Origin of the sequence: Streptomyces sp. CMB-StM0423, from assembly GCF_002847285.1 — a bacterium.
GTDB lineage: Bacteria > Actinomycetota > Actinomycetes > Streptomycetales > Streptomycetaceae > Streptomyces.
This window is the reverse complement of sequence record NZ_CP025407.1, coordinates 6,392,652-6,415,268: the sequence shown is the minus strand read 5'-3', so window position 1 is coordinate 6,415,268 and position 22,617 is coordinate 6,392,652. Positions and strand designations below refer to the sequence as shown.

Here is a 22,617-nt window from a genome sequence, read left to right as displayed (position 1 = left end):
CGGTTGCGGGCGGAGTCCACCACGTTCTGGAGGCGCTCGATGGGGGGCATGACGGGCGTTTACACGGAGCCGGAGGGCGACGCGTCGATCGTCGCCAGGTCCCGTACGGAGCCGGAGGCGTTCGCCGCGGTCTTCGACCGGTACGCCACCGACGTCCACCGCTACGCGGCCCGGCGGCTCGGCGACGAGGCGGCCGACGACATCATGGCGGAGACGTTCACGACCGCCTTCCGGCTGCGCGACCGGTTCGACCCGGAGCGCGGCGACGTGCGCCCGTGGCTGTTCGGCATCGCGACCCACCTGGTGAGCCGGCACCGGCGCGCGGAGGCCCGCCGGTTCCGGGCGCTCTCCCGGCTGCCGGCCCCGGCCGAGACCGACGAGCCGCTCGCGGACCGCGTCGCCGCCCGCGCGACGGCCGACGGCGTGCGCCGCGAACTGGCCACCGCGCTGGCCCGGTTGTCGCCCGCGCTGCGCGACGTCCTGCTGCTGGTGGCGTGGGCGGACCTGGCGTACGAGGAGGTGGCCCAGGCGCTCGACGTGCCCGTGGGCACGGTGCGCTCCCGGCTGCACCGGGCCCGCGGCCGGTTACGCAAGGAACTGGGCGCCAGCGGCGGCGTGCGCGCCGCCGCCGGCACCGAGACCGGCCATGCGGACGAGGGGCGGAAGGAGCGCGGACATGGATGAGCTGAAGCTGCTGCGGGACTGGGACGCGGGTACGCGGCCGCCGCGCGAGACGGCCCGACTGGCGGCCCGCGAGAGGCTGCTGGCGGCGGCCCGCGCCGAGCCGTCCCGGGCGGAGCGGGTGAGCGCGCCCGGCCCCGTACCCCTGCGGCCCCGGGCGCGGCCCGCGCCGGTCCCGCTCCGCGGGCCCGGTGCGGGCGGGCCATCCCGCCGTACCGTCGTACGGAGCCTCGTCGCCGCCGGTGCCACGGCGGCGGCCGTCGGCGGGCCGTTCGCACTGCTGGCCGGGGACGGCGCCGCCGGCCCCGCCGCGGACGGCGCCGACGTGCTGCGCCGGGCCGCACGGCTGGAGCGGGAGAAGGAGCGCATGCGGGCCCCGGTCGAGCCGCGCCGCGGCCAGTACGTCTACACCCGGGTGTTCGTCCGGGAGACCGCGGACGACACCGGGAAGTCCGTGACGTTCACGCCGGAGTGCTGGATCGCGGCGGACTCGTCGCGCCGGTCGTGGCTCAGCGTCGGCCGCAGCGGCCGTTGGGCGAAGGCGGAAGAGCTGGTCGGGCTGTGGCCGCCGACGGACTGGCGCACGATCGCCGGGATCCCCACCGACCCCGGGGCACTGCTGAAGTTCCTCAGCTCTCCCTTCGAGGGCGGCGAGCGACGTCGGGTCCCGGCCGGTGACTTCGGCGGCTACGAATGGCAGCAGTCGTTCTTCTTCGTCAGCGGCCTGCTCACCTGGGTACCCGTGCTGCCGGACGGACTGCTGCCCGCGGTGTTCGAGGCGGTGGCGGAGTCCCCGGGCCTGCTCGTGGCGGACGGGGCGGAGGACGCCCACGGCAGGGGCGCGCTCACGATCACCTACCGGGATCCGCAAGGCTCGCCCGAGTACCTGCTTTTCGCCTCGGACAGCTACGAGTACCTGGGGATGCGTTCGCGGCGCTTCTCCGGCCCGAACGAGGCCAGGACGTTCACGCAGCTTTCCTACCTCGAAACCTACGGCGTCGTGGACGAGGTCAAGAAGCGGCCGTAGCCGGGCCGGAGGCCGGGACGCGGAGCGCGGCCAGCACGGGGAGGTGGTCGGTGGCGACGCGGAGGTCGGCCGGGGAGAGACCCGGCAGGCCCTCGGGGACGCCGCAGCCCAGCACCTCGACCGCATCGGTCGCGAGCACGGCGTCGATGCGCTTGCGCGGGTTGAGCGCGGTGGAGGTGCGCTTCCCGCCCCAGGGGCTGACGACCCAGCCGTCCTGCAACTCCGCGGCCAGCCGGCGGAACGCCGGGCCCTTGGGGCGCTCGTTGAGGTCCCCGGCGACCGCGACGTGCGGCTCGCCGAGCGCGCGAACGTGCGCGAGCACCAGCCCGGCCTGCTCGTAGCGCTCGGCCTTGGCGAGGCTCAGGTGCGTGCTGACGACGGCCAGCCGGGCATCGCCGAACCGCAGCACCGCCGTCGCCAGACCGCGCTGGTGCAGGCCGCGGGTGCGGGGCAGCAGGGTCTCGTCGGTGCGCTCCACATGCGCGCGCAGACCGGCGAGGAGCATGGGCCCGGCGCTGGTGGCGCCGCCGGTGACGTACAGCAGGCCGGTGGCGCGGGCGAGCCGGGCGGCCTTCTTGCGCCAGCGGAAGAAGCGGGGCGCTTCCTGGATGCAGACGACGTCGGGGGCGCAGGCGCGGATCACCCGGGCGAGGGCGGCGTTGTCGTCGCGCATGGAGCGGATGTTGTAGCTGAGCAGCCTGACGACGGCGGAGCCGTCCGGCTCGGTGCGCGAGGCGGGGAGATCGGGCAGCAGCACGGGGGTGAGACTACCGGGGTACGGCGGTGAGGGGCGGCCGCCGCGGGCCGGGGCGTCGCGGAAGCCGGGGACCGTTCCGTACCGGAGGCCGTGGGCCCTCGTGCCTTCGGGTGCTCGCACCGTCCGGCACGCGGGCCGTCACCTCATCCGCGCCGGCCCGGCCTCAGCCCTGGCGGGCCAGGTCGGCGGCGCCGACGAGGCCGGCACGGCCGCCGAGTTGGGCGGCGAGCACCTGCGCGTGCGGGCGCCACTGGCTGCCGACGAGCCAGCGCCGGAACGACTTGCGGATCGGGTCGAGGACGAGGTCGCCCTCGTCCGAGACGCCGCCGCCGACGATGAACGCCGACGGGTCGAAGAGCGACGCCAGGTCCGCGAGCCCCGCGCCCGCCCAACGGGCCAGCTCCCGGAACGAGTCGACCGCCACCGGGTCGCCCCGCCGGGCCGCCTCGCTGACGTGCCGCCCCTGGACGCCCTCGGGCGTGCCGTCGCCGAGGCCGAGCAGTATCTCGGCGGACTCGGGGGTGGCGGCGGCCCGCTGGTGCGCGTACCGCACGAGGGCGCGGCCGGAGGCGTACTGCTCCCAGCAGCCCTGGCTGCCGCAGCCGCACAGCAACCCGTCGGGCACGACGCGGATATGACCGAACTCCGCGGCCACGCCGAAGCGGCCGCGGTGCAGCCGGCCGCCGATGATCACGCCGCCGCCGAGGCCGGTGCCCAGGGTGATGCAGACGACGTCGTCGTGGCCCTGTCCTGCGCCGAAGCGATACTCGCCCCAGGCGGCGGCGTTGGCGTCGTTCTCGACCACGACGGGCAGGCCGATGCGCTGCTCGACCTTGTCCTTGAGCGCCTCATGGCGCCAGTTGACGTTCGGGGCGAAGAGCACGGTGGCGCGCTTGTCGTCCACGTACCCGGCGGCGCCGATGCCGACGGCCTCTGCGGGAGCGACGGACGTGACCTCCTGGACCACCGCGCAGATAGCGTCCACGACGCCTTCGGGTGTTTCGGGGGTCGGTACCGTGCTCGTCCGGATGATCGAGCCCTCTTCGTCGACCACACCGGCCGCAATCTTGGTGCCGCCGATGTCGACGCCGATGGTGAGTCCCATGTCTCCCTCGGTTATTCGGTTCGAACCCCGCTGCGCCTCCTCACATTACCGGAGGCGGCGCGGGGCCCGGCCGTCAGTCGAGGTCGATCTGCTTGGGGCTGCTGGGGGGTTCGTCGTCCCGCGACCAGTCGGCTTCCTGCCGCTGAACTGCGGCGCGGTAGGCGGCGGCGATCTCCGTGCCGGCGGTGGCGAGGTGGTCGAAGATCTGCGGATTGCGCTCCACGACAGGCTCGACGACGGTCTTCACGGAGGCGAGGAACTGCTTCGCGAACTGCTGCGCGGCGGTCTGCGCGACGGCGGCGGTACCGCCGGTCGCGCCGGGGGCGCGGAGTTCGGAGACCTTGTCGGAGAGGGAGTCGAAGAAGCGGCGCAGCTCTTCGGCGGCGCTGACGGGCTCGGGCCCGTAGACCGCGCGCCGCCGGGCCTGCTCGGCAGCGAAGTCCTCGGCACACGCCTGGGCCCACGCGTCCGGGTCCGGGACGGTGGACGCCGCACCGGGTTCAGGGCGCTCGATGGCATCACTCATACATCGACGGTACCCGACCGCGGACTTCACGTTCACTGCCGCGCAGAGGGTTGTGTGCCCGGGGAGGAGGGAGGCGGGGGTGGCGGGGGTTGTGCCGCGGTGTGGAGGTGGACGGGACGGAGGAGGCGGACCGGCGGTGCGGTGGGGACGAGTCCGGTGGGGCGGAGCGGGTGGGTGCAGCGGACGGTGCAGCGGGGGTCGGCAGGCGGCGGCGGTGCCGATCGGCCTGGTGCCGGGGTGACCGTCCGCCGGGCGGTGTGCGGAGGCGCGGCGGGGCGGGGTGAGGCTCACGCCCGGCCCGGCGCCTGCGCGGGCGGCGGGGTCGCCCCGCGGGCGGGGCCGGGGAGGCGGGGGCAGGAGCCCGGCAGGGCGCCCCGCAGCGGTGGCGGAGCCGCGTACGCACCCCGCCGGCCGGGGAGCCGGCTCGGCGGAGCGACCAAGCGCACGAGCCGGGCGCGGGGCGCCTGCGCCGCGGGGTCCGGTACGCATGCGCGGGGCCGGGAGGCCGTCCGGCGCGGGGGCGCGGCACGGAGTCCGGTCGTCCGCCGGGCGGAGCTGTCCGGGCCGGGGCGGCTCGTCTCGTCAGCCGGGGTGGGGCCAGACCGACGGATCCGGGGTGAAGCGGATGTGGAGTTCGGCTTCGTGGAGGCCGGCGCGGGTGATGGTGCAGCGGCGGAGTGCGGCCGGCAGCGGCAGGGCGCGGCGGTGGCCGGCCGCCGTGACCAGGAGTTCGTCGCCGCGGCGTACGAGGGTGAGGTCCCCCCGTTCGACTCCCGGCAGCGGCAGGCGGTACAGCAGCACGCCCTCGTCGGCCAGCAGGTCGTCCACCACCGCGGGGTCCCCGGGGTCGATCGCCGCGGGCCGTGCGGCCGGCGGCGCCACCGCCTCCGCCAGCGCCGCCAGGGCCACCGCGCCCTTCGGCTCCGGGCCCAGGTGGGGCAGCACGCAGAACCTGGCGCCCGCCTCCCTCAGCTCCGCGGCCAGCTCCTTGGCCACGCGGTGCTGCTCGTCCGCCAGCGTCGCGTACCAGGCGTCGTCCGAGCCTCCCGGCAGCACCCGGTTCGCCACCACGGCCTCGACCGCGCAGCCCTGCAGCGCGTACGCCGCGCGCGTGCGCCGCAGCTCGCGCGCCCCGCGCGGAGTGGCTTCGAGTACGAGCCGCACCCGCGTCCCCGCGGCCTCGGCCGCCTCCCGTACGGCCTCCAGCCGGTGCTCCCAGCGGGCCGCCGCCTCGTACACCCGCCCCGCCGGCACCGGCGCCCCGAGCAGCCGCCCCAGCAGCGGCCGCAGGCCCCGCGCCGCCTGCCGCTCCGCGGGCAGCAGCCGCCGCAGGTAGCGCACCAACTGCTCCGGCAGTGCCAGCGCCCGCAGCGTCTCCCACGCGGCGGGCATGTCCACGACGGCCAGATCCCACGCCCCGGACGCGGCGGATTCCCCGGCCGGGGGTACGCCGCCGTCCGCCGCCCCGGTCTCGTACAGCGCCACCAGCGCCCGCAGCACCGCGAACTCGCGCGAGCCCGGCAGCGGCGTCAGCTCCTCCGCCGCCAGCGGCGTCGCGCCGAGCAGCTCCAGGGTGTCCTCGTGCTGCTCCTGCCAGACCGCCAGCGACTCCGTCGCCGACTCCGCCCCGCGCAGCCGCGCCGCCCACAGCCCCGTCTCGACCCGGACCGGCTCCGTCCACGGCGGTGCCTCGCCCGACCGCTCTGCCGCCGGCTCCGCGCCCTGCCGCTGCCCCGGGATCTGCGCCTCCGGCGCGCCCGTCAGCAGCCCGCCCGCCTCCCGGTCGGCCGTCAGTAGCAGCACCCGGGCCCCGTCGCGCGCGGCCCGCAGCGCCGTCGCCGCCGCGACCGTCGTACGGCCCGCGCCGGCCGCGCCGGTGACGAGGAGAGTACGCACGCGACCCGTCAGTCCGTACCCGAACCGGAACCGGAGCCGGCGGAAGCGCCCGGCACGCTCTCGACGCGCTGCTTCAGCCCGTCCAGCGCCCGCTCGATGATGATCTTCTCCATCTTGCGCTTCATCATCCCGAGCATCGGGATCTTGACGTCGACGGTCAGCTCGTACGTCACCTCGGTGCGCTCGCCGCCCGCCAGCGGGCGCAGCAGATACGCCCCGTCCAGCGCGCGCAGCATCTGCGACTTCTCCAGCGTCCACCGCACCTCGTGCGGTCCCGCCCAGGTGTACGCCAGCGTCTGTTCGTCCCGGATCGTCTTCGCGTCCAGCACCAGCAGCACGCGCACCGCGCGCCCCTGTTCGTCCGCTTCGAGCACCTCGGTCCGCCGCACCTCGCCGGTCCACTCCGGGTAGCGGTCGAAGTCCGCGATCACCGTCATCACCGCGTCCGGCGCGGCGTCGATGGTGATGCTCGACCTGGTGTGCTCTGCCATGCCTTGGCTCCTCCGTCAACCGTCCGCGCTGAAGGTTACCGCGCCCGGGTCACCACTCCAGAACCCACGGCTTCCCACGGGACGCGAAGTGCCCGACGTTCACGCACTCCGTCGCCCCGATCCGCATCCGCCGCGCCAGCGGCTGGTGGACGTGGCCGAAGAGCGCGTACCGCGGCCGCACCTTGTGCACCGCCTCCAGCAGCGCCTCGCTGCCGCGCTCGAAGCGGCGCGCCACCGTGTCGTAGCAGAGGTCGGGGACGAGCGGCGGGATGTGCGAGCAGAGCACGTCGACGTCGCCGAGGGCGGCGACCTTCGCGGCGTACGTCTCGTCGTCGATCTCGTACGGCGTGCGCATCGGCGTCTGCAGGCCGCCGCCGACGAAGCCGAAGACCAGCCCGCCGATCTCGACCCGCTGGCCGTCGAGGACGGTGGTGCCCTCGCGGGCGAACTCGGGCCACAGCCGCGGGATGTCGACGTTGCCGTAGGTGGCGTACGTCGGCGTGGGGAAGGCCGCGAACAGCTCCGCGTACTGCTTGCGCACCGCCTTCTCGATCTCTCCGCGCTTGTCCATCCCGGCCCACAGCGAGCGCACGAACTCCCGGTGCTCGTCGAATCTGCGGGCGGTGCGCAGCTCCACGCTGCGGGTGGTGTTCGCGATGCCGAAGAGGTCGGGGAAGATGCCGCGCGAGTGGTCGGCGTAGTCGATGAAGAGGATGAGGTCGCCGAGGCAGACCAGCGCGTCCGCACCGTCGCCCGCGCGGGCCAGATCTGCGCTGTTGCCGTGCACGTCGCTGACCACGTGGACCCTCATGCGATCACCCTACTTCCGGCGCGCACGCCGCCCGGACGGCGCCCGTGCGGCACCCGCACGGCGGTGAGCGGCGCCACTGCCGCAAGGCGCCCCCGTGGGGATAGGGTCGCAGGTGGCCCACCGGAACGTCGAGGAGCAGCGTCTTGCGAGAGTTCGCCCTTCCCGCCCTGTACGAGGTCCCGGCGGACGCCAACCTTTCGGACCTCGTCCGCACCAACGCCGCCCGCACCCCCGGCCTGGCGGTCGTCGCCCGCAAGACCGCGGCGGGCGACTGGCAGGACGTGTCCGCCGCGGACTTCCTCGCGGAGGTGGAGGCGGCGGCCAGGGGCCTGATCGCGGCCGGGCTGCGGCCGGGGGACCGGATCGGGCTGATGTCCCGTACGCGGTACGAGTGGACGCTGCTGGACTTCGCGATCTGGACCGCGGGCGGCGTGACCGTCCCGGTGTACGAGACCAGTTCGGCCGAGCAGATCCACTGGATCCTCGGCGACTCGGGCGCGGTGGCGTGCGTGGTGGAGACCGCGGAGCACGCCGCGGCGGTCGAGTCGGTCCGCGGCCGGGTGCCGCTGCTGCGCCAGGTCTGGCGGATCGACGGCGGCTCCGGCCCCGAAGGGGACGGCCGGGGCGCGGTCGCCGAGCTGACCGCCGCCGGGGCCGAAGTGTCCGACGCCACGCTGGAGGAGCACCGCTCCGCGGCCGGCGCCGACTCCCCCGCGACGCTCGTCTACACCTCCGGCACCACCGGCCGCCCCAAGGGCTGCGTCCTCACCCACGGCCACTTCCTCGCCGAGTGCGGCAACGCGGTGGAGCAACTGCGCCCGCTCTTCCGCTCCGGCGACAGCTCCATCCTCCTCTTCCTGCCGCTCGCCCACGTCTTCGGCCGGCTGGTGGAGATCGCCGCGATGGTCGCCCCGATGAAGCTCGGGCACGTGTCGGACGTCAAGAACCTCACCGGCGACCTCGCCGCCTTCAAGCCGACGCTGCTGCTCGGCGTCCCCCGCGTCTTCGAGAAGGTCTACAACTCCGCCCGCGCCAAGGCCGGGGCCGACGGCAAGGGGAAGATCTTCGACAAGGCGGCCCACACCGCCATCGCGTACAGCCGCGCCCTGGACACCGGCGGCCCCGCCTTCGGGCTGCGGCTGCGGCACGGGCTCTTCGACAAGCTCGTCTACGCCAAGCTGCGCGCCGTCCTCGGCGGCCGCGCCACCCACGCGATCTCCGGCGGCGCCCCGCTCGGCGAGCGGCTCGGGCACTTCTACCGCGGCATCGGCTTCACCGTCCTGGAGGGCTACGGGCTGACCGAGACGGCCGCCGCGATCACCGTCAACCCGGTGCAGCGTCCGAAGATCGGCACCGTGGGACAGCCGCTGCCCGGCTGCACCATCCGCATCGCCGACGACGGCGAGGTGCTGGTGCGCGGCGGCAACGTCTTCGAGGAGTACTGGGGCAACGAGGACGCGACGGCCGCGGCGCTGGACGGCGAGTGGCTGCGCACCGGCGACCTCGGGAGCCTGGACGAGGACGGGTATCTGTCCATCACCGGGCGGAAGAAGGAGATCCTCGTCACGGCGGCGGGCAAGAACGTCGCCCCGGCGGTGATGGAGGACCGCATCCGGGCGCACGCGCTGGTGGCGGAGTGCATGGTCGTCGGCGACGCGCGCCCGTTCGTCGCGGCGCTGATCACGCTGGACGAGGAGTTCCTCGCCCGGTGGGCGGAGGAGCACGGCAAGCAGGGCCGGACGGCGGCGGAGCTGGCGGACGACTCGGAGCTGCGGGCGGCGGTGCAGTTGGCCGTGGACGACGGGAACGCGCAGGTGTCGCGGGCGGAGTCGGTGCGCAAGTTCCGCATCCTGCCGGGGCAGTTCACGGAGGAGTCGGGGCATCTGACGCCGTCGCTGAAGCTGAAGCGGGGCGCGGTGGCGAAGGACTTCGCGGAGGAGATCGAGGCGCTGTACGAGCGGTAGGGCGCGCAGGCGTACGGGTCGCGCGCGGGCCGGTGCCGAACGCCGGTCGCGTACGGGCCCGGTGGGGCCGGTGCGTACGACCACGGCCAGGCCCGTACCGTACGCGCCGCTCCGCGGCCTCACAGCAGCGACGTCAGCCGCTCCGCCAGCAGGTCCCAGCGCCAGCGCTCCGCCACCCACGCCCGCCCGCGCGCGCCCATCCGCGCGCGCAGGTCCGCGTCGCCGAGCAGCCTCACGATGTGCTCCGCCGCCTGCGCCGCCTGGCGCTCCGCGCCGCCGCGCACCACCCACCCGGTCTCGCCGTCGAGCACCGCGTCCGGGGCCCCGCCCGAGTCGCCCGCGACGACGGGCAGACCGGTCGCGGACGCCTCCAGGTACACGATGCCCAGACCCTCCACGTCGAGCCCGCCGCGGCGCGTGCGGCACGGCATGGCGAACACGTCGCCCGCGCCGAAGTGCGCCGGCAGTTCCTCCCACGGCACCGCGCCCGTGAAGCGCACCGAGCCGGCGACGCCCGTGGCCGCCGCGAGCTTCTCCAGGTCACCGCGGTACGGACCGCCGCCGACGATCAGCAGCACCGCCTCCGGCAAGGACTCCCTGATCCGGGGCAGCGCGCGGATCAGGGTGTCCTGGCCCTTGCGGGGGACGAGCCGGGAGACGCAGACGACGACCGGCCGGTCCGCGAGCCCGAGGCGGGCGCGTACGGCGTCGCCGCCAGAGCCCGGGTGGAAGGCGGTCTCGTCGACGCCCGGCGGCAACTGCGCCATCCGCGCGGCGGCCTCGGGGGTGAGCGCACGGGCGATCCGGGCGCGGGTGTACTCGCCGAGGTACGTGAGCGTGTCCGCCGACTCGCCGATGCGCCGCAGCAGTTGACGGGCCACCGGCAACTGCGCCCAGCCGGCCTCGTGCCCGTGCGTGGTGGCCACGATCCGCTCGGCGCCCGCGCGCCGCAGCGCCGGCGCCATCAGCCCCAGCGGCGCGGCCGCGCCGAACCACACCGAGCGGCAGCCGTGCGCGCGCAGCAGCCCGGCCGCGCGGCGGGTGACGCGCGGGGTGGGCAGCAGCACCGTGGTGCGGTCGCGGATCACCTCGAAGGGCTGGCGGGCGTCGAAGTCCCGGGTGGCGGCGCGGCCTTCGGCGTCGCGCTTCCAGGTGGAGGCGTAGACGACGACCTGCTCGGGGTCCAGCCGCAGGCACATGCTGTGCAGGAAGTTCTGGATGCCGCCGGGGCGGGGCGGGAAGTCGTTGGTGACGACGAGGGTCTTGCGCGGCGGCCGGTGGGTCGGCGGCTTGCGGGTCGGTGGCTTGTGCATCGCGGCCGACAGTACCGGGGCCCGCGGTGCCGGGGACCTGCGGCCGGGCGGAGCCGTGCCGTAGTGTCGTCGGATTCGCAGTGTCGTCGGACGCGCACGGGGGGCGGGGCGGAGGTCGAGCCATGGCACGGGTCGCGGCGCCGGTGGCGGCGTGGGCGCTGACCCGCGCGGGCCTGCTGCTGCTCGTGCTGGGTGTGGTGACGCTGCCCGGGCCCGACGTCACCAGCGACGTCGAGGTGATCTACCGCGGCTGGTACGAGGTGCTGCGCACCGGCACGTTCCCGGCCGACGACGTGAGCTGGCAGTACCCGCCGGGCGCGGCGCTCCCGGTGCTCTCCCCCGGGCTGCTGCCGTTCCTCGGCTACGCGCACGCGTTCTTCGCGCTGGCCTGCGCGGCGGACGCGGCGGTGCTGGCGCTGCTGCTGCGGGCCGGGGGCGGCGCCGGGCGGTCGCGGGCGGGGGCGTGGTTCTGGGTGGCGGGGGTGCCGCTGCTGGGACCGACCGCGTACGCGCGCTACGACGTGATGGTCACCGCCGTCGCCGTCGCGGCGCTGCTCGCCGCGGCCCGGCGGCCGGCTGTGGCGGGGGCGCTGGCGGGGTTCGGCGCGATGCTGAAGGTGTGGCCGGTGCTGGTGCTGCTGGGCGCGGCGCGCGGGCGGGCGACGCGGCTGTCGTGGGGCGCGGCGGCGGGTACGGCGGCGGGGGTGGCGCTGCTGGCGGCCGTGGCGATGCCGGGGGCGTTCGACTTCGTCACCGCGCAGCGCGACCGCGGTACGGAGGTGGAGTCGCTGGGGGCGTTGGTCTTCCACGTCGGCAGGCACCACGGCTGGGAGGGGACGGTGGAACTGCACTACGGCTCCATGGAGTTCCTCGGTCCCGGCGTCGGCGTGGTCAGCGACCTGGCGCTGGGGCTCTCGGTGCTGGCGATGGGCTGGCTGGTGCTGTGGCGGCTGCGGGCGCGGGAGTTCACGGCGACGACGGGGTGCGAGGCGGCGTTCGCGGGGGCGCTGCTGTTCACGACCACGAGCCGGGTGATCAGCCCGCAGTACCTGCTCTGGCTCGTCGGCCTGGCGGCGGTGTGCCTGACGGTGCGGGCGGCGCGGATGGCGCTGCCCGCCGGGCTGGTGCTGGCGGCGACGGGGGTGACGCTGGCGGAGTTCCCGGTGTGGTTCGGGGAGGTCGTGGGGAGCACCGGGTTCGGGATCGCGCTGCTGGCGCTGCGGAACGGGCTGCTGGTCGCGGCGACGGTGGTGGCGTGCCGGCGGCTGTGGCGGTCGACGGCGGGGCCGTCGGCCGGGCCGGGGGACGGGGAGGCTCCGGTGCCGCGGCAGCGTGCGGCGCGGGAGAACGGCCTGCTGACGTGGTGAGGTCCGCGTACCCGGGTATCCCCTTCGCGTTCTATGCGCCGCCGCCCGCCTTGAAGAGGAGCAGCAGGAACGCGGCGAAGAGGTGGCCGACGAAGATGTAGACGATGAGGCGGATCACCAGGCCGCGGGGGAATCTCTCTTCAATCCGCTTGGACACGGCGGTCTCCTTGGGGTCAGTGCCGGGTGCCGTCGCCGAGGCACAGCCCGGCGACGGCGCTCTGCAGCAGCGTGTGGACGAAGAGCAGCGCGAGCCCGCCGGGCTCGGCGGCGGCGATGCGGTGCGGGGTGAGGGAGTCGAACTGGGCGCTGTCCCCGGGGTCCAGCAGGTGCTCCCGGTCGCCGAGCACGAGCCGCATCCGCCCGTCGAGCACGTAAAGCCACTCCTCGCCGGGATGGACCCGGACGAGATCGCGGTGCTCGGCGTCGTACGGCACGGACACCCGCAGCGCCTGCATCCCCCGGTCCGTCCCCCCGGCCTGCCGGTACGACCACCCCCCGGCCTCCCGCACCGGCACCTCGGCCCCCCGCACGACGGAGGTCTGCGCCGAGGACACCTCGCCGAGCAGTTCGGAAACCGTCGTACCGTAGACCCGGGCCAACTTGAGCAGCACCGGCAGCGAGGGCTGCCGCTGCCCGGTCTCCAGCCGGGAGAGATGAGCCGGCGAAAGCTCGACCCTGGCGGCCGCGGCCTCCAGCGTCAGCCCGGCCCGCCGGCGCAGCTCGCGCAGGTGGGGGGCCTGAGGGTGGTCGGTGCTCATACCGGCCATTGAGCCACCGCGCGTGCCCCAGAGTCAAACACCTTGCCTCTCAGGCAAAAACTCGCGCGTGGCGCTCAGCCCAACTCGTGGTCCAGATACGTCCGCCACCGTGCCGTGAACTCCCCGAGACTCACGCCCAGCTCCGCCCGCAGCGCCGGGCCGACGGCCTTCTCACGGGACTCCGCCCCGCCCACGGCGCGGTAGAGCGCCACGAGGCGGTCCGGGGTCCACTCGTCGGCGACCATCCGGGCCGCCAGCCACGCTTCGCCGTACGCCACGGCGACCCGGTCTCCGCCGCCTGTGGTGAAGTCGGCGGCGGCGGGGAGGTCCTGTGGCAGCCGGCCCGCGGTCACCGCGCGGGCGAGTTCGGGTGCGCCCAGGCGGGGGTCGCGGTCGGCGCTGCGGAAGGCGACCCAGTCCGCGAAGCCCTCGGAGAGCCAGAGGGGCGTGGCCGGGGAGGTGTCGGCGCGGGTGGCGACGTGGACGGTCTCGTGGGTGAGGACGATACGGCGGCCCAGGGTGCCGAGCGTGTCGTACGCCTCGGGGTTGACCACGACGCGGTCGGCGGGCGTGCGGTCCCGGTGCCGGCCGGTGGTGACGGCGGCGACGCCCGCGTAGGCCGTGGGCCCCGCGCCGAGCAGTTCCCCCATCGCCGCCTGCGACGCGGGCACCAGCACCACGACGCGGCGCGCCCACGCGCCGCCCCACGCGGCGGAGACGTCGGGCACCGCGCGGTCGGCGACGGCGGCGATGTCGCGCAGTCGGGCCTCGGGGTGGCCGGCGCCGAGCACGAGGCTGCGGGTACCGCGTACGACGGCCAACGGGCCCTGGTCCCACGGCTGCGGGCGGCTGCCGGGCGCGGGTCCCGCGACGTACCAGCGGCTGTCGCGGCGTACGAACTCCAGCCGCTGGCCGGCGGTCGCGTCGCCGGTGTCGTAGCCGCGGAGGCGGTAGGTCAGGCGGACGTCGGCGGTGGTGCGGTCGGCGGTGGCGGGCACGGTGTCGCGCGCGGGGTCGTCGAGGCGCTGGGTCCAGGCGGCGAGCGGGAGGGCGTCGAGGTTGCGGAAGGCGGTGCGCTGCTGCTGCCGGTACGGGCCGGACCGCGGGTCGACGGTGCCGAGGTACGCGGCCTCGTCGCCGTCGCGGACGGCGGCGGAACGCTGCCGTAGCAGGTCGGCGATGGCGCGGGTGGCGTCGCCGGGCTCACCGCCGTCGCCGCAACCGCCGAGCAGCACGGCGACCAGCCCGGCACAGAGCACCAGCACCACGGTCCGTACGCCTGCCACACCGACGAGCGTACGACGCTCCGGCGGGCGGGGGCGCGGCGCGGGTGACCGGGGCCGCGTTGTCAGAGGGGCGGCCTACCCTGGGGCGGGAGTGCGGGGGACGTAAGGGGGACGTAGCGGATGCATGGGGGTGCGGCGGATGCGTGGGGGCGCGGCGGCAAACCGCGCCCCCGTCCGCCGCCTACGGCCGGGTCACCGAGGCGACCGGCATCATTCCCACCGGGTCGTAGCGCACCGACGCGCCCGGGTACGGGGCGTGGACGACCTGGCCACCGCCCACGTACATCGCCACGTGGCTCGCGTCCGCCCGGTACGTCACCAGGTCCCCCGGCTTCGCCTGGCCCAGCGGCACCTGGCGGCCCGCGTAGCGCTGCGCCTGCGACGTGCGCGGGATCGACACCCCGGCCTTGCCGTAGGCCCACTGCGTCAGCCCCGAGCAGTCGAACCCGCCGGGGGCCGCGCCGCCCCACACGTACGGGGTGCCGATCGCGCCCCGCGCCGCCGCCACCGCGAGCGCGCCGCGGCCGGAGGCCGGTGCCGGGGCCGGTGCCGGTGCGAGGTCGGGCGCCGGGGCGGAGCGGGAGGCGCGGTCACCGCCGGTGTCCGGGCGCTCCTCCTTCGGCAGCGAGTTGAGGAGCCGCCGCGCCTCCGCGAGCCGGTCGGTGACCTCGCGCTTGTGCCCGGCCAGCGCGTCGCGTTCGCGCTCCAGGTCCGCGAGGGTGTCCCTGGCCCGTACCCGCTGCTGCTCCAGCCCGCGCTGAAGGCTGACGAGTTGGCGCAGCCGGCCGCTCTGCCGGTTGCCGATGCGCTCCAGGGTGGCGGCCTTCTCCAGATAGCCCTCGGGGCTCTCCGAGAGGATCAGGGTCAGGTTCGGGTCGATGCCGCCGGAACGGTACTGGGCACCGGCGAGCGAACCGAGTTCGGTGCGCATCCGGTTGATCCGGGCGAGGTCGCGGGCGGCGCGGTCCTGGAGGAGTTCCGCCTTGCGGCGCAGCTCCTCGGTGCGCTCCTTGGCCGCGTTGTACTTCTCGGTGGCCCGCTCTGCCCGGGCGTAGAGGTCGTGTACGCGCTCCCTGGCCTCGGCGTGGTCGTCGGGGGCGGCCAGGGCCGCGTCGGAGAGACCGGAGAAGACGGCGGGCGAGCCGGACAGCGCCGCCGCCGCGGCGGCGGCGAGGACGCCGGTACGCAGCCGGCCGGCACCGCCGGGCCGGGTGGATCGTCGATGTGCTGACACGCGGCAGACAGTAACCACGCGACTACGCGCGGACCAAGAACCGCCCCCGGGCGCGATGTCGGCGCCCGGGTGCCGACGCAGGTCACCCGCGGGGCGTTCGAAACGCGCGGTGTCGGCAATTCGCCCGAACGGGCGGCACGGCGGCCGCAACGAACCGCGGCGCACGCAACAGGCGCCGCGGCCGGCGTCAGACGCGCGCGCCCCACATGAACGGCATGTTTCCGACGGCCTCGTAGCGCACGACCGCGCCCGGCTTCGGAGCGTGGATGATCTGGCCGTTGCCCGCGTAGATGCCCACGTGGTGCAGGTCGCTGTAGAAGAACACGAGGTCCCCGGGCTGGAGCTGGCTGACCGAGGATATCCGGGTGCCGACGTTGGCCTGGTCCTGCGAGATGCGCGGTAGCGCGACGCCGGCCTGCGAGAAGGCCCAGCCGGTGAGGCCCGAGCAGTCGAAGGAGCTGGGGCCGGTGGCGCCGTAGACGTACGGGGCGCCCAGCTTGCTCTGCGCCGCGGACAGGGCGGCCGCGCCGTGGGAGGAGCCGGGGGCGACGTCGCCGAGGTCGACGCGGTCCTCCGCCTCGCGGCTGGCGCGCTGCTCCTCTTCCGCGAGCGCGGCCTGCTCCTCCTCGGTCAGCTCGTTGAGCAGCGCGCGGGCGTCGCTCAGCTTGTCCTGGACCTTCTTCTTCTGGGAGCCCAGCTCCTTGCGGGTCTCCTCCAGGTCCTTGAGCTTCTCGCCCGCCTCCTGGCGCTGCTGCGCGAGGCTGCGCTGCTTGTCGGCGATGCGTTCCAGCGACTCGGCCTGCTTGCCGCTGACCCGGTCCATCGTGGACGCCTTGTCCAGGTAGGTGTCCGGGTCGGAGGAGAGGAAGAGCTGCACGGAGGGGTCGATGCTGCCGCTGCGGTACTGGGCGGTGGCCAGCGAACCGAGGCCGTCGCGGAGGTCGTTGAGCTCCTGCTGGCCGCGGGCGGCCTTGTCCTGGAGCTCCTTGACGTCCTCTTCGAGCTCGTCCTGCCGCTCCTTGGCGCCGTTGTACTTCTCCGTGGCGCGCTCGGCGTCCTCGTACAGGTTGTCGACCTGCCGCTTGACGTCGTCCTTGTCGGGGGCTGCTTGCGCGCTCTGGGTGGAGAGGGCGACGGCCGCGGCGGCGGTCGCGGTGAAGACGGTGACCCTGGCCCGGTTCGGCTGCTTCGGTCGACGGTGGGACGCCACGAAGGCGAGCTCCTCTTCCTCCAGCCGCCCGACCGTGGCTTTGGGGATGCCCCGGTACCGGCGGGACCTTCGTCGTCGCCCCGGTTGAGCGATCGACAGCACGAAGGTTCGGGCCAGACACTAACGAGGCACGGGTGATCCGTTCAAATCCCTCAGGCAAAAAAGTCCCCCCGAAGCGCGTTTCTTTACTCACATCACACGGCCAGTAGTCACTGTTCGACAACGAGTTGGACTCGGAGCGGCGAACTGTCCGCACCCGCGAGGGACGGCAGGGTTGTCCGAACTCGCCCGTGTTTCCCCGGGTTGTCAGCTCCGCGCAAGCCGCTTGAGGAGCAGCGCGGACGATACGGGCCTGGCGCCCGCGGCGGCGACGCCGTCGGCGACCTCGCGGTCGGCGGAGACCACCACGACGGGTCTGCCGGTGGGTTCGGCCCGGACGAGCCGGCGGATCAGCTCGTCCGCGGTCTCGCCCGGCTTGCTGAACAGCACCCGCACCCCGCGCGGCGGCGCGAGCAGCACCGGCGCGGCCAGCTCCGCGCCGTCGAACACGCACGTCACCTCCGCGCCCGTCTGCGCGGCGAGGCCGGCGAGGCCGCCGAGCAGGCGCAGGCGCTGCTTCTCCAACGGGAGGGTCGGATAGCCGGTCTTGGTGACGTTGTAGCCGTCGACGACCATGTGCGCCTGCGGCAGCGCGAGCAGTTGGTCGAGGAGCGCCGGGTCGGTGGCGGACAGGGCGCGGGCGGCCACGTCCTTCGGCGACATCGTGCCGGGCTCGACCGCGCCCACGGTGTCCGCCGGGGTCATCCGGGCGGGCGGCAGGGCGAGTTCGCGGCGGAGCCCCTGGGCGGCGTCGAGTACGGTGTCGAGGAGGAGCCGTACGCGCATGTCCTCCACGCTGCGCCCCTCGCGGGCGGCCCGGCGGCTGGCCTCCAGGCCGGACTCGGCCTCGCCGAGGCGGGCGCGGAGCCGGCGGGCCTCGCTCTCGGCGGCGGCCAGGTGGGCGGCGGCCTCCTCGCGTCCCGCGGCGGTCTCCTGCTGGAGTTTGCGGACGGCGGCCTCGCCGCGCTTGACGTCGCTGAGCGCGCTGCGCAGCCGCCGGTGCAGGCCCTCGTTCTCGCGCCGCAGCGCCTCCAGTTCGTGCCGGGTGCGCTCCGACTCGCCGCGGGCGGCGGCGCGGGCCTCGGACAGTTCCGTACGCAGCCGGGCCAGCTCGCGGGCCGCTTCCTCGCCGGCCCGCTCGGCGCCGGCGCGCTGCTCCTCCTCGCCGGCGGCGGCGATGAGCTTGACCCAGCCGGGGGGCCGCAGCAGGTACGCGAGGGCCGCGACGTCGACGGGCTCGGCGGCGGCCGGCGGGCTGCCGCCGCGCAGCGCGGCGGCCAGCTCGGGCTGGAGCTCCGCGGCCCGCTCGGCGATCCGGTCGCGGAAGGCGGCGTCGGCCTCCAGCGCGGCGGCGATGGCGTTGCCGGCGAGCTTGACACGGCGGGACGGGGTGAAGCGGGCGTACTGCCGCAACTGCGGCGGCAGCTCCGCGACGGTCAGGCCGCCGAAGGACTCGTCGGCCAGGGTGACGATCCGGCGGCGCACCCCTTCGGGCAGCGGGCCGTCGAGCACCTCGGCCGCGTCCTCCTCGGAGGATTCGCCCGAGCCTTCCCTCGGCTCCACCACCGGTCACCCTTCCGCTTCAGCGATCCCCGCGGCTTCGGCCGGTCCTTCCGGCGCCGGCGCCGGCCCGGCGCACCGACCGTCGTCGCAGGCCGTGCCCCCACCCTACGACCTGGAGCGAGGTCTTAGGCAGACAGATAGAGTGAGCGCCGCACGCGGGTCCGAGAGGGAGAGCGAACACATGATCACTGCGATCGTTCTGATCAACACCGACGTGGACCGCATTCCCGAGATCGCGGAGTCGATCGCCGCGATCGACGGGGTCAGCGAGGTGTACTCGGTCACGGGGGCGCACGATCTGATCGCCATCGTCCGGGTGGCGCGCCACGACGATCTGGCCGACGTGATCCCGGGCCGGATCAGCAAGGTCCCGGGCGTGGCGGGGACCGAGACGCACATCTCCTTCCGTACGTACTCGCAGCACGACCTCGAAGCGGCGTTCGCCATCGGCCTGGAGGAATAGCGCGGTGTGCGCTCGGGGCCGTAGATGAAGAATCTCTCATCCGTCCTTCACGCTGTGCGGCACCCGCCGGCCGCAGCCTCGGACGCATGGCTTTCTCGAAGCGCATGGCCGCACTGACCGCCGTGGTGGCGATCCCGCTGGGCGTCGCCGCGACCAGCTACGCCCTGACCGACGACCCGGAGGACCCCAGTCCGCCCGCGCGGGTGGAGATGGAGGGCGGCTCGTCCTCCCCGCCGGAGTCCACCTCGCCGTCGACCGGCACGTCGCCGGGCGAGGAGACGGGCAGGGAGACGGGCAAGCAGACCGTCTCGCCGCCGCCGGTGCGCGACGGCCCCTCGACCGATCCGTCGGGCAGCGCGAGCGGTGACGACGACGCGGACGACACCGGGGACGACTCCGGCGGCGGCAACGACGACGATGAGCTCGACGACTGATCGATGATCTCCGCGCGTGCCCGCATTCTGCTGCTGCTGCTGGTGGTGATGACGGCAGCCCTGGCCGCCGTCGCCGGCACCACCCGCTCCATCCTGCTGCGCGACCTGGAGCACCGGGTCGACCGGCTGCTGGCACAGGAGACGCGGGAGTTCGCCAGCCTCTACGAGCGGGGCGTCGACCCCGAGACGAGCCGCCCCTTCACCGACCCGGAACGGCTGCTGACCGTTTTCCTGGAGCGGCAGTACGCCGACCCGGACGAGGAGTTGCTGGGCCTGGTGCGCCAGCGCGACGGGCCGAAGCAGCTCGTCCAGCCGCGGGATCTGACGATGTCCCAGCCGCTGGAGAACGACAAGGCGGGCCGCAGGGCGATCTTCGAGTCCGGCGACCGCACGGGCTCCCTCGACCGGCCCTCGGGCGAGGTGCGCTGGGCCAAGGTCGGCATCGGCGCGAAGGAGGAGCCGGACGCGGCGGCGTTCGTCGTCGCCATCCACACCGAACGCGAACGCGAGCAGGTGAGCGATGTGTTCGTCATCATGCTGATGATCTCGGCCATGGCGCTGGTGGTCGTCAGCGCCATCGGCTGGGCGGTGGCGGGCCGCATCCTGGCGCCCGTACGGCTGGTGGGACAGACCGCCGCGCAGTTGACGGAGCAGGACCTGACCCGGCGGATCCCGGTGCGCGGACGGGCCGACCGGGACGAGACGGCAGCGCTCGCGGCGACGTTCAACGCCATGCTGGACCGGCTGGAGCGGGCGTTCGCCGCCCAGCGGGAGTTCGTCGATGACGCCGGGCACGAGCTGCGTACGCCCATCACCATCGTGCGCGGGCACCTGGAGCTGATGGGCGATGACCCGGCGGAGCGCGAGGAGACGCTGCGGCTGGTCACCGACGAACTGGACCGGATGACGCGGATCGTGGAGGACCTGCTGCTGCTCGCCAAGGCCGAGCGGCCGGACTTCGTCGAGCCGGAGCCGGTGCAGTTGGCGGAGCTGACCGCGGACGTGTTCGTCAAGGCCAGGACCCTGGGCGAGCGGGACTGGGAGCTGAGCGAGGTCGCCGAGGGCGAGATGCGCCTCGACCCGCAGCGCGTCACGCAGGCCATGGTGCAGCTCGCCCAGAACGCGGTGCAGCACACCGCGCCCGGCGGGCGGATCCGGATCGGCTCGCGGACCGCGGAAGGGCACGTCGAGCTGTACGTCGCCGACAGCGGCCCCGGCATCCCGCCGCAGGACGCCGACCTCATCTTCGAGCGCTTCCGCCGCGGCACCGCCCGCCGCGGCTCCCGCGGCGGCGGCGCGGGCCTGGGTCTGGCCATCGTCAAGGCCATCGCGGAGGGCCACCGCGGGCACGTCGAACTCAGCCCCACCGAAGGCGGCGGGGCCACCTTTACCCTGATCCTTCAGGAGGGTCTGTGATGAACCGGATTCTCATCGCCGAGGACGAGGAACGCATCGCCTCCTTCGTGGAGAAGGGGCTGCGCGCCAACGGCTTCACCACCACCGTCGCCGCGGACGGCGACACCGCGTTCGAGTTCGCCCTCACGGGCGGCTTCGACCTGGTCGTCCTCGACATCGGGCTGCCCGGCCGGGACGGCTTCACCGTGCTGCGCCAACTGCGCGAGGCGCGCTCGACGGTGCCGGTGATCGTGCTCACCGCGCGGGCGTCGGTCACCGACACCGTCGCGGGCCTCGAAGGCGGCGCCGACGACTACATGACCAAGCCGTTCCGGTTCGAGGAGCTGCTCGCCCGGGTGCGGCTGCGGCTGCGTACCGCCGCGCGGGCGCCCGAGGTGACGGTGCTGCGCAGCGGCGACCTCTCGCTCGACCTGCGCACGCGCCGGGCGCAGGCCGGCGGGCGCATGGTGGACCTGACGGCCCGGGAGTTCGTGCTCCTCGAACTCTTCCTGCGCCACCCCGGGCAGGTGCTCTCGCGCGAGCAGATCCTCTCCCACGTGTGGGGCTACGACTTCGACCCCGGCTCCAACATCGTGGACGTGTACGTGCGCGCGCTGCGCAAGAAGATGGGCGCCGAGCGGGTGGAGACCGTACGCGGCATGGGTTACCGGCTGCCGGCCCGCCGGCCGGATGAACCCGGGCTGTCGCGCTGACACTCGTTCGGATGACGCCCGGGTAAAAGGTGAAATCTCCTTAATCTTCGGCTCATCAGAGGCTCACGGCCGCCGCGGAGGCTCTTTCCCGTGAGCCTCTCCCTGCGCCAGACCGCGACGTTGTGCGTGGCCCTCAGCATCTGCGCCCTGCTGGCCGTCCCGGGCAACGCCCCGGGGCTGACGGCCGACGGGCGCCTGACCCTCGCCGTGTTCGCGCTGGCGACCTGCGCCTGGATCGGCACGCCCATCGACGACACGTTCATCGCGCTGGGCGCGGGCCTCGCGCTCGTCGTCACCGGGGTGCTGGACAGCGAGACGCTGTTCGGCACCCTGGGCGACGAGACGGTGTGGCTGCTGATCTGCGCGTTCGTGCTCGCCGCCGCGGTGGCGGGTACGGGCCTCGCGGGCCGGGCGGCGGTGTTCCTGGTCACCGGGGCGCACTCCGTACGGCAGTTGGTGCACCTGACGACGGCGGCGCTCGTCGTCACCGCCTTCGCCGTGCCGGCCACCTCCGGCCGGGCGGCGCTCGCGCTGCCGGTGTTCCTCGCCCTGGCCAGGGCGCTGGGCGAGCGGAAGCGGCTGGTGGTGATGCTGGCGCTGCTCTTCCCCACCGTCATCCTGCTCTCCGCGGTGGCGACCCTCATCGGCGCCGGGGCGCACCTGATCACGGTGTCGGTGCTGTGGGAGGCGACCGGGGAGCAGATCGGCTTCACCGAGTGGCTGCTGCTCGGGCTGCCGCTGGCGATCGCCAGCGCCCATCTCGCCGCCGAGGTGGTGCTGCTGACGATGACGAGGCGCGCGGACCGCAAGGGCCCGGTGCACCTGACCGCCGAGCAGATCCAGGAGCACACGGAACAGCCGGTCACCGGGCCGCTGTCGCAGGCCGAGGCGCGCTGCGCGCTGCTGCTGGGCACGGTGGTGGTGCTGTGGTGCAGCGAGCCGCTGCACCGGGTGCCGCCGGCGGTGGTGGCGCTGATCGGCGCGGTGGTCGCGGCGTCGCCGGCGATAGGGACCGTACGGCTGAAGGACGCGCTGCGCACGGTGCCGTGGTCGCTGCTGCTGTTCATGGCGGCGACGATGGCGATGGGCATCGCGCTGTCGGAGTCGGAGGCCGCCGCGTGGCTGGTCTCCGGGCTCCCCGGCGGCTCTTCCGTGCCCGCGTGGGCGTTCCTCGCCGGGGTGGTCGCCGTGAGCACCGCGGCGCATCTCGTGCTGCAGTCCCGCTCCGCGCGCTCCAGCGTGCTCGTCCCGCTGGTCATCGCCGCGGCGCTGGCCGCCGGGGTCAACCCGGTGGCCGCCGCGCTGGCGTCCACCGCGGCGGCGGGCTTCTGCCAGACGCTGCCGGCGTCCGCCAAGCCCGTCGCGCTCTTCTCCGGCATACCGGGTGTGGCGACGTACACGCCGCGGGACCTGCTGCGTACGGCCGCGGTGCTGGCGCCGCTGACGGCGGCGCTGGTGCTGCTCTTCGCCCTCGCGGCCTGGCCGCTGCTCGGCGTGCCCGTCCTCGACGACTGAACCGCCGCC

The 22,617-nt window shown here is 74.7% G+C and carries 22 protein-coding genes; 9 read left to right on the top strand and 13 right to left on the bottom strand.

Going from position 1 to position 22,617, the window contains the following annotated elements; all coding sequences use genetic code 11:
• Positions 1–39: 39 nt before the first annotated feature.
• Both CXR04_RS27880 and CXR04_RS27875 read left to right on the top strand, forming a co-directional pair.
• Entirely contained in the window at positions 40–684 is a 645-nt protein-coding gene (locus tag CXR04_RS27880) for an RNA polymerase sigma factor (protein ID WP_234380534.1), read from the top strand.
• Positions 677–1,708 carry a CU044_5270 family protein gene (locus tag CXR04_RS27875; RefSeq protein ID WP_101424990.1) on the top strand — a complete coding sequence of 344 codons (1,032 nt, stop codon included), beginning with the start codon at positions 677–679 and terminating at the stop codon, positions 1,706–1,708. Before CXR04_RS27880 ends, CXR04_RS27875 begins: the two co-directional genes overlap by 8 nt.
• Here CXR04_RS27875 and CXR04_RS27870 read toward each other — a convergent pair.
• From CXR04_RS27870 to CXR04_RS27845, 6 genes are all read right to left on the bottom strand, one after another.
• On the bottom strand, positions 1,692–2,465 hold the full coding sequence (locus tag CXR04_RS27870; protein WP_101424989.1) for an endonuclease/exonuclease/phosphatase family protein: 774 nt from the start codon (positions 2,463–2,465) through the stop codon (positions 1,692–1,694). The two genes, CXR04_RS27875 and CXR04_RS27870, sit on opposite strands and share 17 nt — an antisense overlap.
• A 163-nt stretch (positions 2,466–2,628) precedes the next feature.
• Positions 2,629–3,570, bottom strand: a complete 942-nt coding sequence (locus tag CXR04_RS27865) for an ROK family glucokinase (RefSeq protein WP_101424988.1) — start codon at positions 3,568–3,570, stop codon at positions 2,629–2,631.
• Positions 3,571–3,643: 73 nt separating this feature from the next.
• On the bottom strand, positions 3,644–4,096 hold the full coding sequence (locus tag CXR04_RS27860) for a DUF5304 family protein (RefSeq protein ID WP_101424987.1): 453 nt from the start codon (positions 4,094–4,096) through the stop codon (positions 3,644–3,646).
• Positions 4,097–4,678: 582 nt separating this feature from the next.
• On the bottom strand, positions 4,679–5,992 hold the full coding sequence (locus tag CXR04_RS27855) for an ArsA family ATPase (RefSeq protein WP_101424986.1): 1,314 nt from the start codon (positions 5,990–5,992) through the stop codon (positions 4,679–4,681).
• A gap of 8 nt (positions 5,993–6,000) precedes the next feature.
• On the bottom strand, positions 6,001–6,483 hold the full coding sequence (locus CXR04_RS27850; protein ID WP_101424985.1) for an SRPBCC family protein: 483 nt from the start codon (positions 6,481–6,483) through the stop codon (positions 6,001–6,003).
• Positions 6,484–6,532: 49 nt separating this feature from the next.
• Positions 6,533–7,294: a metallophosphoesterase family protein gene (locus CXR04_RS27845; protein ID WP_101424984.1), complete on the bottom strand. Its 762-nt coding sequence runs from the start codon at positions 7,292–7,294 to the stop codon at positions 6,533–6,535.
• A gap of 143 nt (positions 7,295–7,437) precedes the next feature.
• Between CXR04_RS27845 and CXR04_RS27840 the strand changes: the two genes are divergently transcribed.
• Positions 7,438–9,258, top strand: a complete 1,821-nt coding sequence (locus CXR04_RS27840) for an AMP-dependent synthetase/ligase (protein ID WP_101424983.1) — start codon at positions 7,438–7,440, stop codon at positions 9,256–9,258.
• A gap of 119 nt (positions 9,259–9,377) precedes the next feature.
• On the opposite strand, the gene CXR04_RS27835 is transcribed toward CXR04_RS27840, so the two are convergent.
• Positions 9,378–10,571 carry a glycosyltransferase family 4 protein gene (locus CXR04_RS27835; protein WP_101424982.1) on the bottom strand — a complete coding sequence of 398 codons (1,194 nt, stop codon included), beginning with the start codon at positions 10,569–10,571 and terminating at the stop codon, positions 9,378–9,380.
• Positions 10,572–10,693: 122 nt separating this feature from the next.
• Between CXR04_RS27835 and CXR04_RS27830 the strand changes: the two genes are divergently transcribed.
• A complete protein-coding gene (locus tag CXR04_RS27830) occupies positions 10,694–11,938 on the top strand; it encodes a glycosyltransferase 87 family protein (RefSeq protein WP_101424981.1) in 1,245 nt (414 codons plus the stop codon).
• A gap of 31 nt (positions 11,939–11,969) precedes the next feature.
• Here the strand turns inward: CXR04_RS27830 and CXR04_RS36175 are convergent, their stop codons facing one another.
• The 6 genes from CXR04_RS36175 to CXR04_RS27805 all read right to left on the bottom strand — a co-directional run bounded on the left by CXR04_RS36175 (position 11,970) and on the right by CXR04_RS27805 (position 18,091).
• Positions 11,970–12,095 (bottom strand): DUF6126 family protein, encoded by a 126-nt coding sequence (locus CXR04_RS36175; RefSeq protein ID WP_222439496.1) that lies wholly within the window; start codon positions 12,093–12,095, stop codon positions 11,970–11,972.
• 16 nt (positions 12,096–12,111) lie between these two features.
• Positions 12,112–12,705, bottom strand: coding sequence for a helix-turn-helix domain-containing protein (locus CXR04_RS27825; protein WP_101424980.1), 594 nt, complete (start codon positions 12,703–12,705; stop codon positions 12,112–12,114).
• A gap of 65 nt (positions 12,706–12,770) precedes the next feature.
• On the bottom strand, positions 12,771–13,982 hold the full coding sequence (locus CXR04_RS27820; protein WP_101424979.1) for a hypothetical protein: 1,212 nt from the start codon (positions 13,980–13,982) through the stop codon (positions 12,771–12,773).
• Positions 13,983–14,163: 181 nt separating this feature from the next.
• A complete protein-coding gene (locus CXR04_RS27815; protein ID WP_101424978.1) occupies positions 14,164–15,216 on the bottom strand; it encodes a C40 family peptidase in 1,053 nt (350 codons plus the stop codon).
• 187 nt (positions 15,217–15,403) lie between these two features.
• The gene (locus CXR04_RS27810) at positions 15,404–16,426 is read right to left on the bottom strand and encodes a C40 family peptidase (RefSeq protein WP_101424977.1); all 1,023 of its coding nucleotides are present in this window, start codon (positions 16,424–16,426) and stop codon (positions 15,404–15,406) included.
• Positions 16,427–16,732: 306 nt separating this feature from the next.
• The gene (locus CXR04_RS27805; protein WP_101424976.1) at positions 16,733–18,091 is read right to left on the bottom strand and encodes an NYN domain-containing protein; all 1,359 of its coding nucleotides are present in this window, start codon (positions 18,089–18,091) and stop codon (positions 16,733–16,735) included.
• 178 nt (positions 18,092–18,269) lie between these two features.
• Here CXR04_RS27805 and CXR04_RS27800 point away from each other — a divergent pair, with 178 nt between their 5' ends.
• From CXR04_RS27800 to CXR04_RS27780, 5 genes are all read left to right on the top strand, one after another.
• Positions 18,270–18,551 carry an Lrp/AsnC family transcriptional regulator gene (locus CXR04_RS27800; RefSeq protein ID WP_047015320.1) on the top strand — a complete coding sequence of 94 codons (282 nt, stop codon included), beginning with the start codon at positions 18,270–18,272 and terminating at the stop codon, positions 18,549–18,551.
• 86 nt (positions 18,552–18,637) lie between these two features.
• The gene (locus CXR04_RS27795; RefSeq protein WP_234380533.1) at positions 18,638–18,985 is read left to right on the top strand and encodes a hypothetical protein; all 348 of its coding nucleotides are present in this window, start codon (positions 18,638–18,640) and stop codon (positions 18,983–18,985) included.
• Positions 18,986–18,988: 3 nt separating this feature from the next.
• Positions 18,989–20,401 carry a sensor histidine kinase gene (locus CXR04_RS27790; protein WP_101424974.1) on the top strand — a complete coding sequence of 471 codons (1,413 nt, stop codon included), beginning with the start codon at positions 18,989–18,991 and terminating at the stop codon, positions 20,399–20,401.
• Positions 20,401–21,093, top strand: a complete 693-nt coding sequence (locus tag CXR04_RS27785; RefSeq protein WP_101424973.1) for a response regulator transcription factor — start codon at positions 20,401–20,403, stop codon at positions 21,091–21,093. The genes CXR04_RS27790 and CXR04_RS27785 overlap by 1 nt, the downstream gene beginning before the upstream one ends.
• A gap of 90 nt (positions 21,094–21,183) precedes the next feature.
• A complete protein-coding gene (locus CXR04_RS27780; protein WP_101424972.1) occupies positions 21,184–22,608 on the top strand; it encodes an SLC13 family permease in 1,425 nt (474 codons plus the stop codon).
• Positions 22,609–22,617: the final 9 nt, after the last annotated feature.

Excerpts from the sequence above, each read along its gene's own strand:
- CXR04_RS27880 (WP_234380534.1), top strand. The coding sequence starts at position 40 with ATGGGGGGCATGACGGGCGTTTACACGGAGCCGGAGGGCGACGCGTCG.
- CXR04_RS27875 (WP_101424990.1), top strand. The coding sequence starts at position 677 with ATGGATGAGCTGAAGCTGCTGCGGGACTGGGACGCGGGTACGCGGCCG.
- CXR04_RS27865 (WP_101424988.1), bottom strand. The coding sequence starts at position 3,570 with ATGGGACTCACCATCGGCGTCGACATCGGCGGCACCAAGATTGCGGCC.
- CXR04_RS27860 (WP_101424987.1), bottom strand. The coding sequence starts at position 4,096 with ATGAGTGATGCCATCGAGCGCCCTGAACCCGGTGCGGCGTCCACCGTC.
- CXR04_RS27850 (WP_101424985.1), bottom strand. The coding sequence starts at position 6,483 with ATGGCAGAGCACACCAGGTCGAGCATCACCATCGACGCCGCGCCGGAC.
- CXR04_RS27845 (WP_101424984.1), bottom strand. The coding sequence starts at position 7,294 with ATGAGGGTCCACGTGGTCAGCGACGTGCACGGCAACAGCGCAGATCTG.
- CXR04_RS27835 (WP_101424982.1), bottom strand. The coding sequence starts at position 10,571 with ATGCACAAGCCACCGACCCGCAAGCCGCCGACCCACCGGCCGCCGCGC.
- CXR04_RS27830 (WP_101424981.1), top strand. The coding sequence starts at position 10,694 with ATGGCACGGGTCGCGGCGCCGGTGGCGGCGTGGGCGCTGACCCGCGCG.
- CXR04_RS27825 (WP_101424980.1), bottom strand. The coding sequence starts at position 12,705 with ATGGCCGGTATGAGCACCGACCACCCTCAGGCCCCCCACCTGCGCGAG.
- CXR04_RS27800 (WP_047015320.1), top strand. The coding sequence starts at position 18,270 with ATGATCACTGCGATCGTTCTGATCAACACCGACGTGGACCGCATTCCC.
- CXR04_RS27795 (WP_234380533.1), top strand. The coding sequence starts at position 18,638 with ATGGCTTTCTCGAAGCGCATGGCCGCACTGACCGCCGTGGTGGCGATC.
- CXR04_RS27790 (WP_101424974.1), top strand. The coding sequence starts at position 18,989 with ATGATCTCCGCGCGTGCCCGCATTCTGCTGCTGCTGCTGGTGGTGATG.
- CXR04_RS27785 (WP_101424973.1), top strand. The coding sequence starts at position 20,401 with ATGAACCGGATTCTCATCGCCGAGGACGAGGAACGCATCGCCTCCTTC.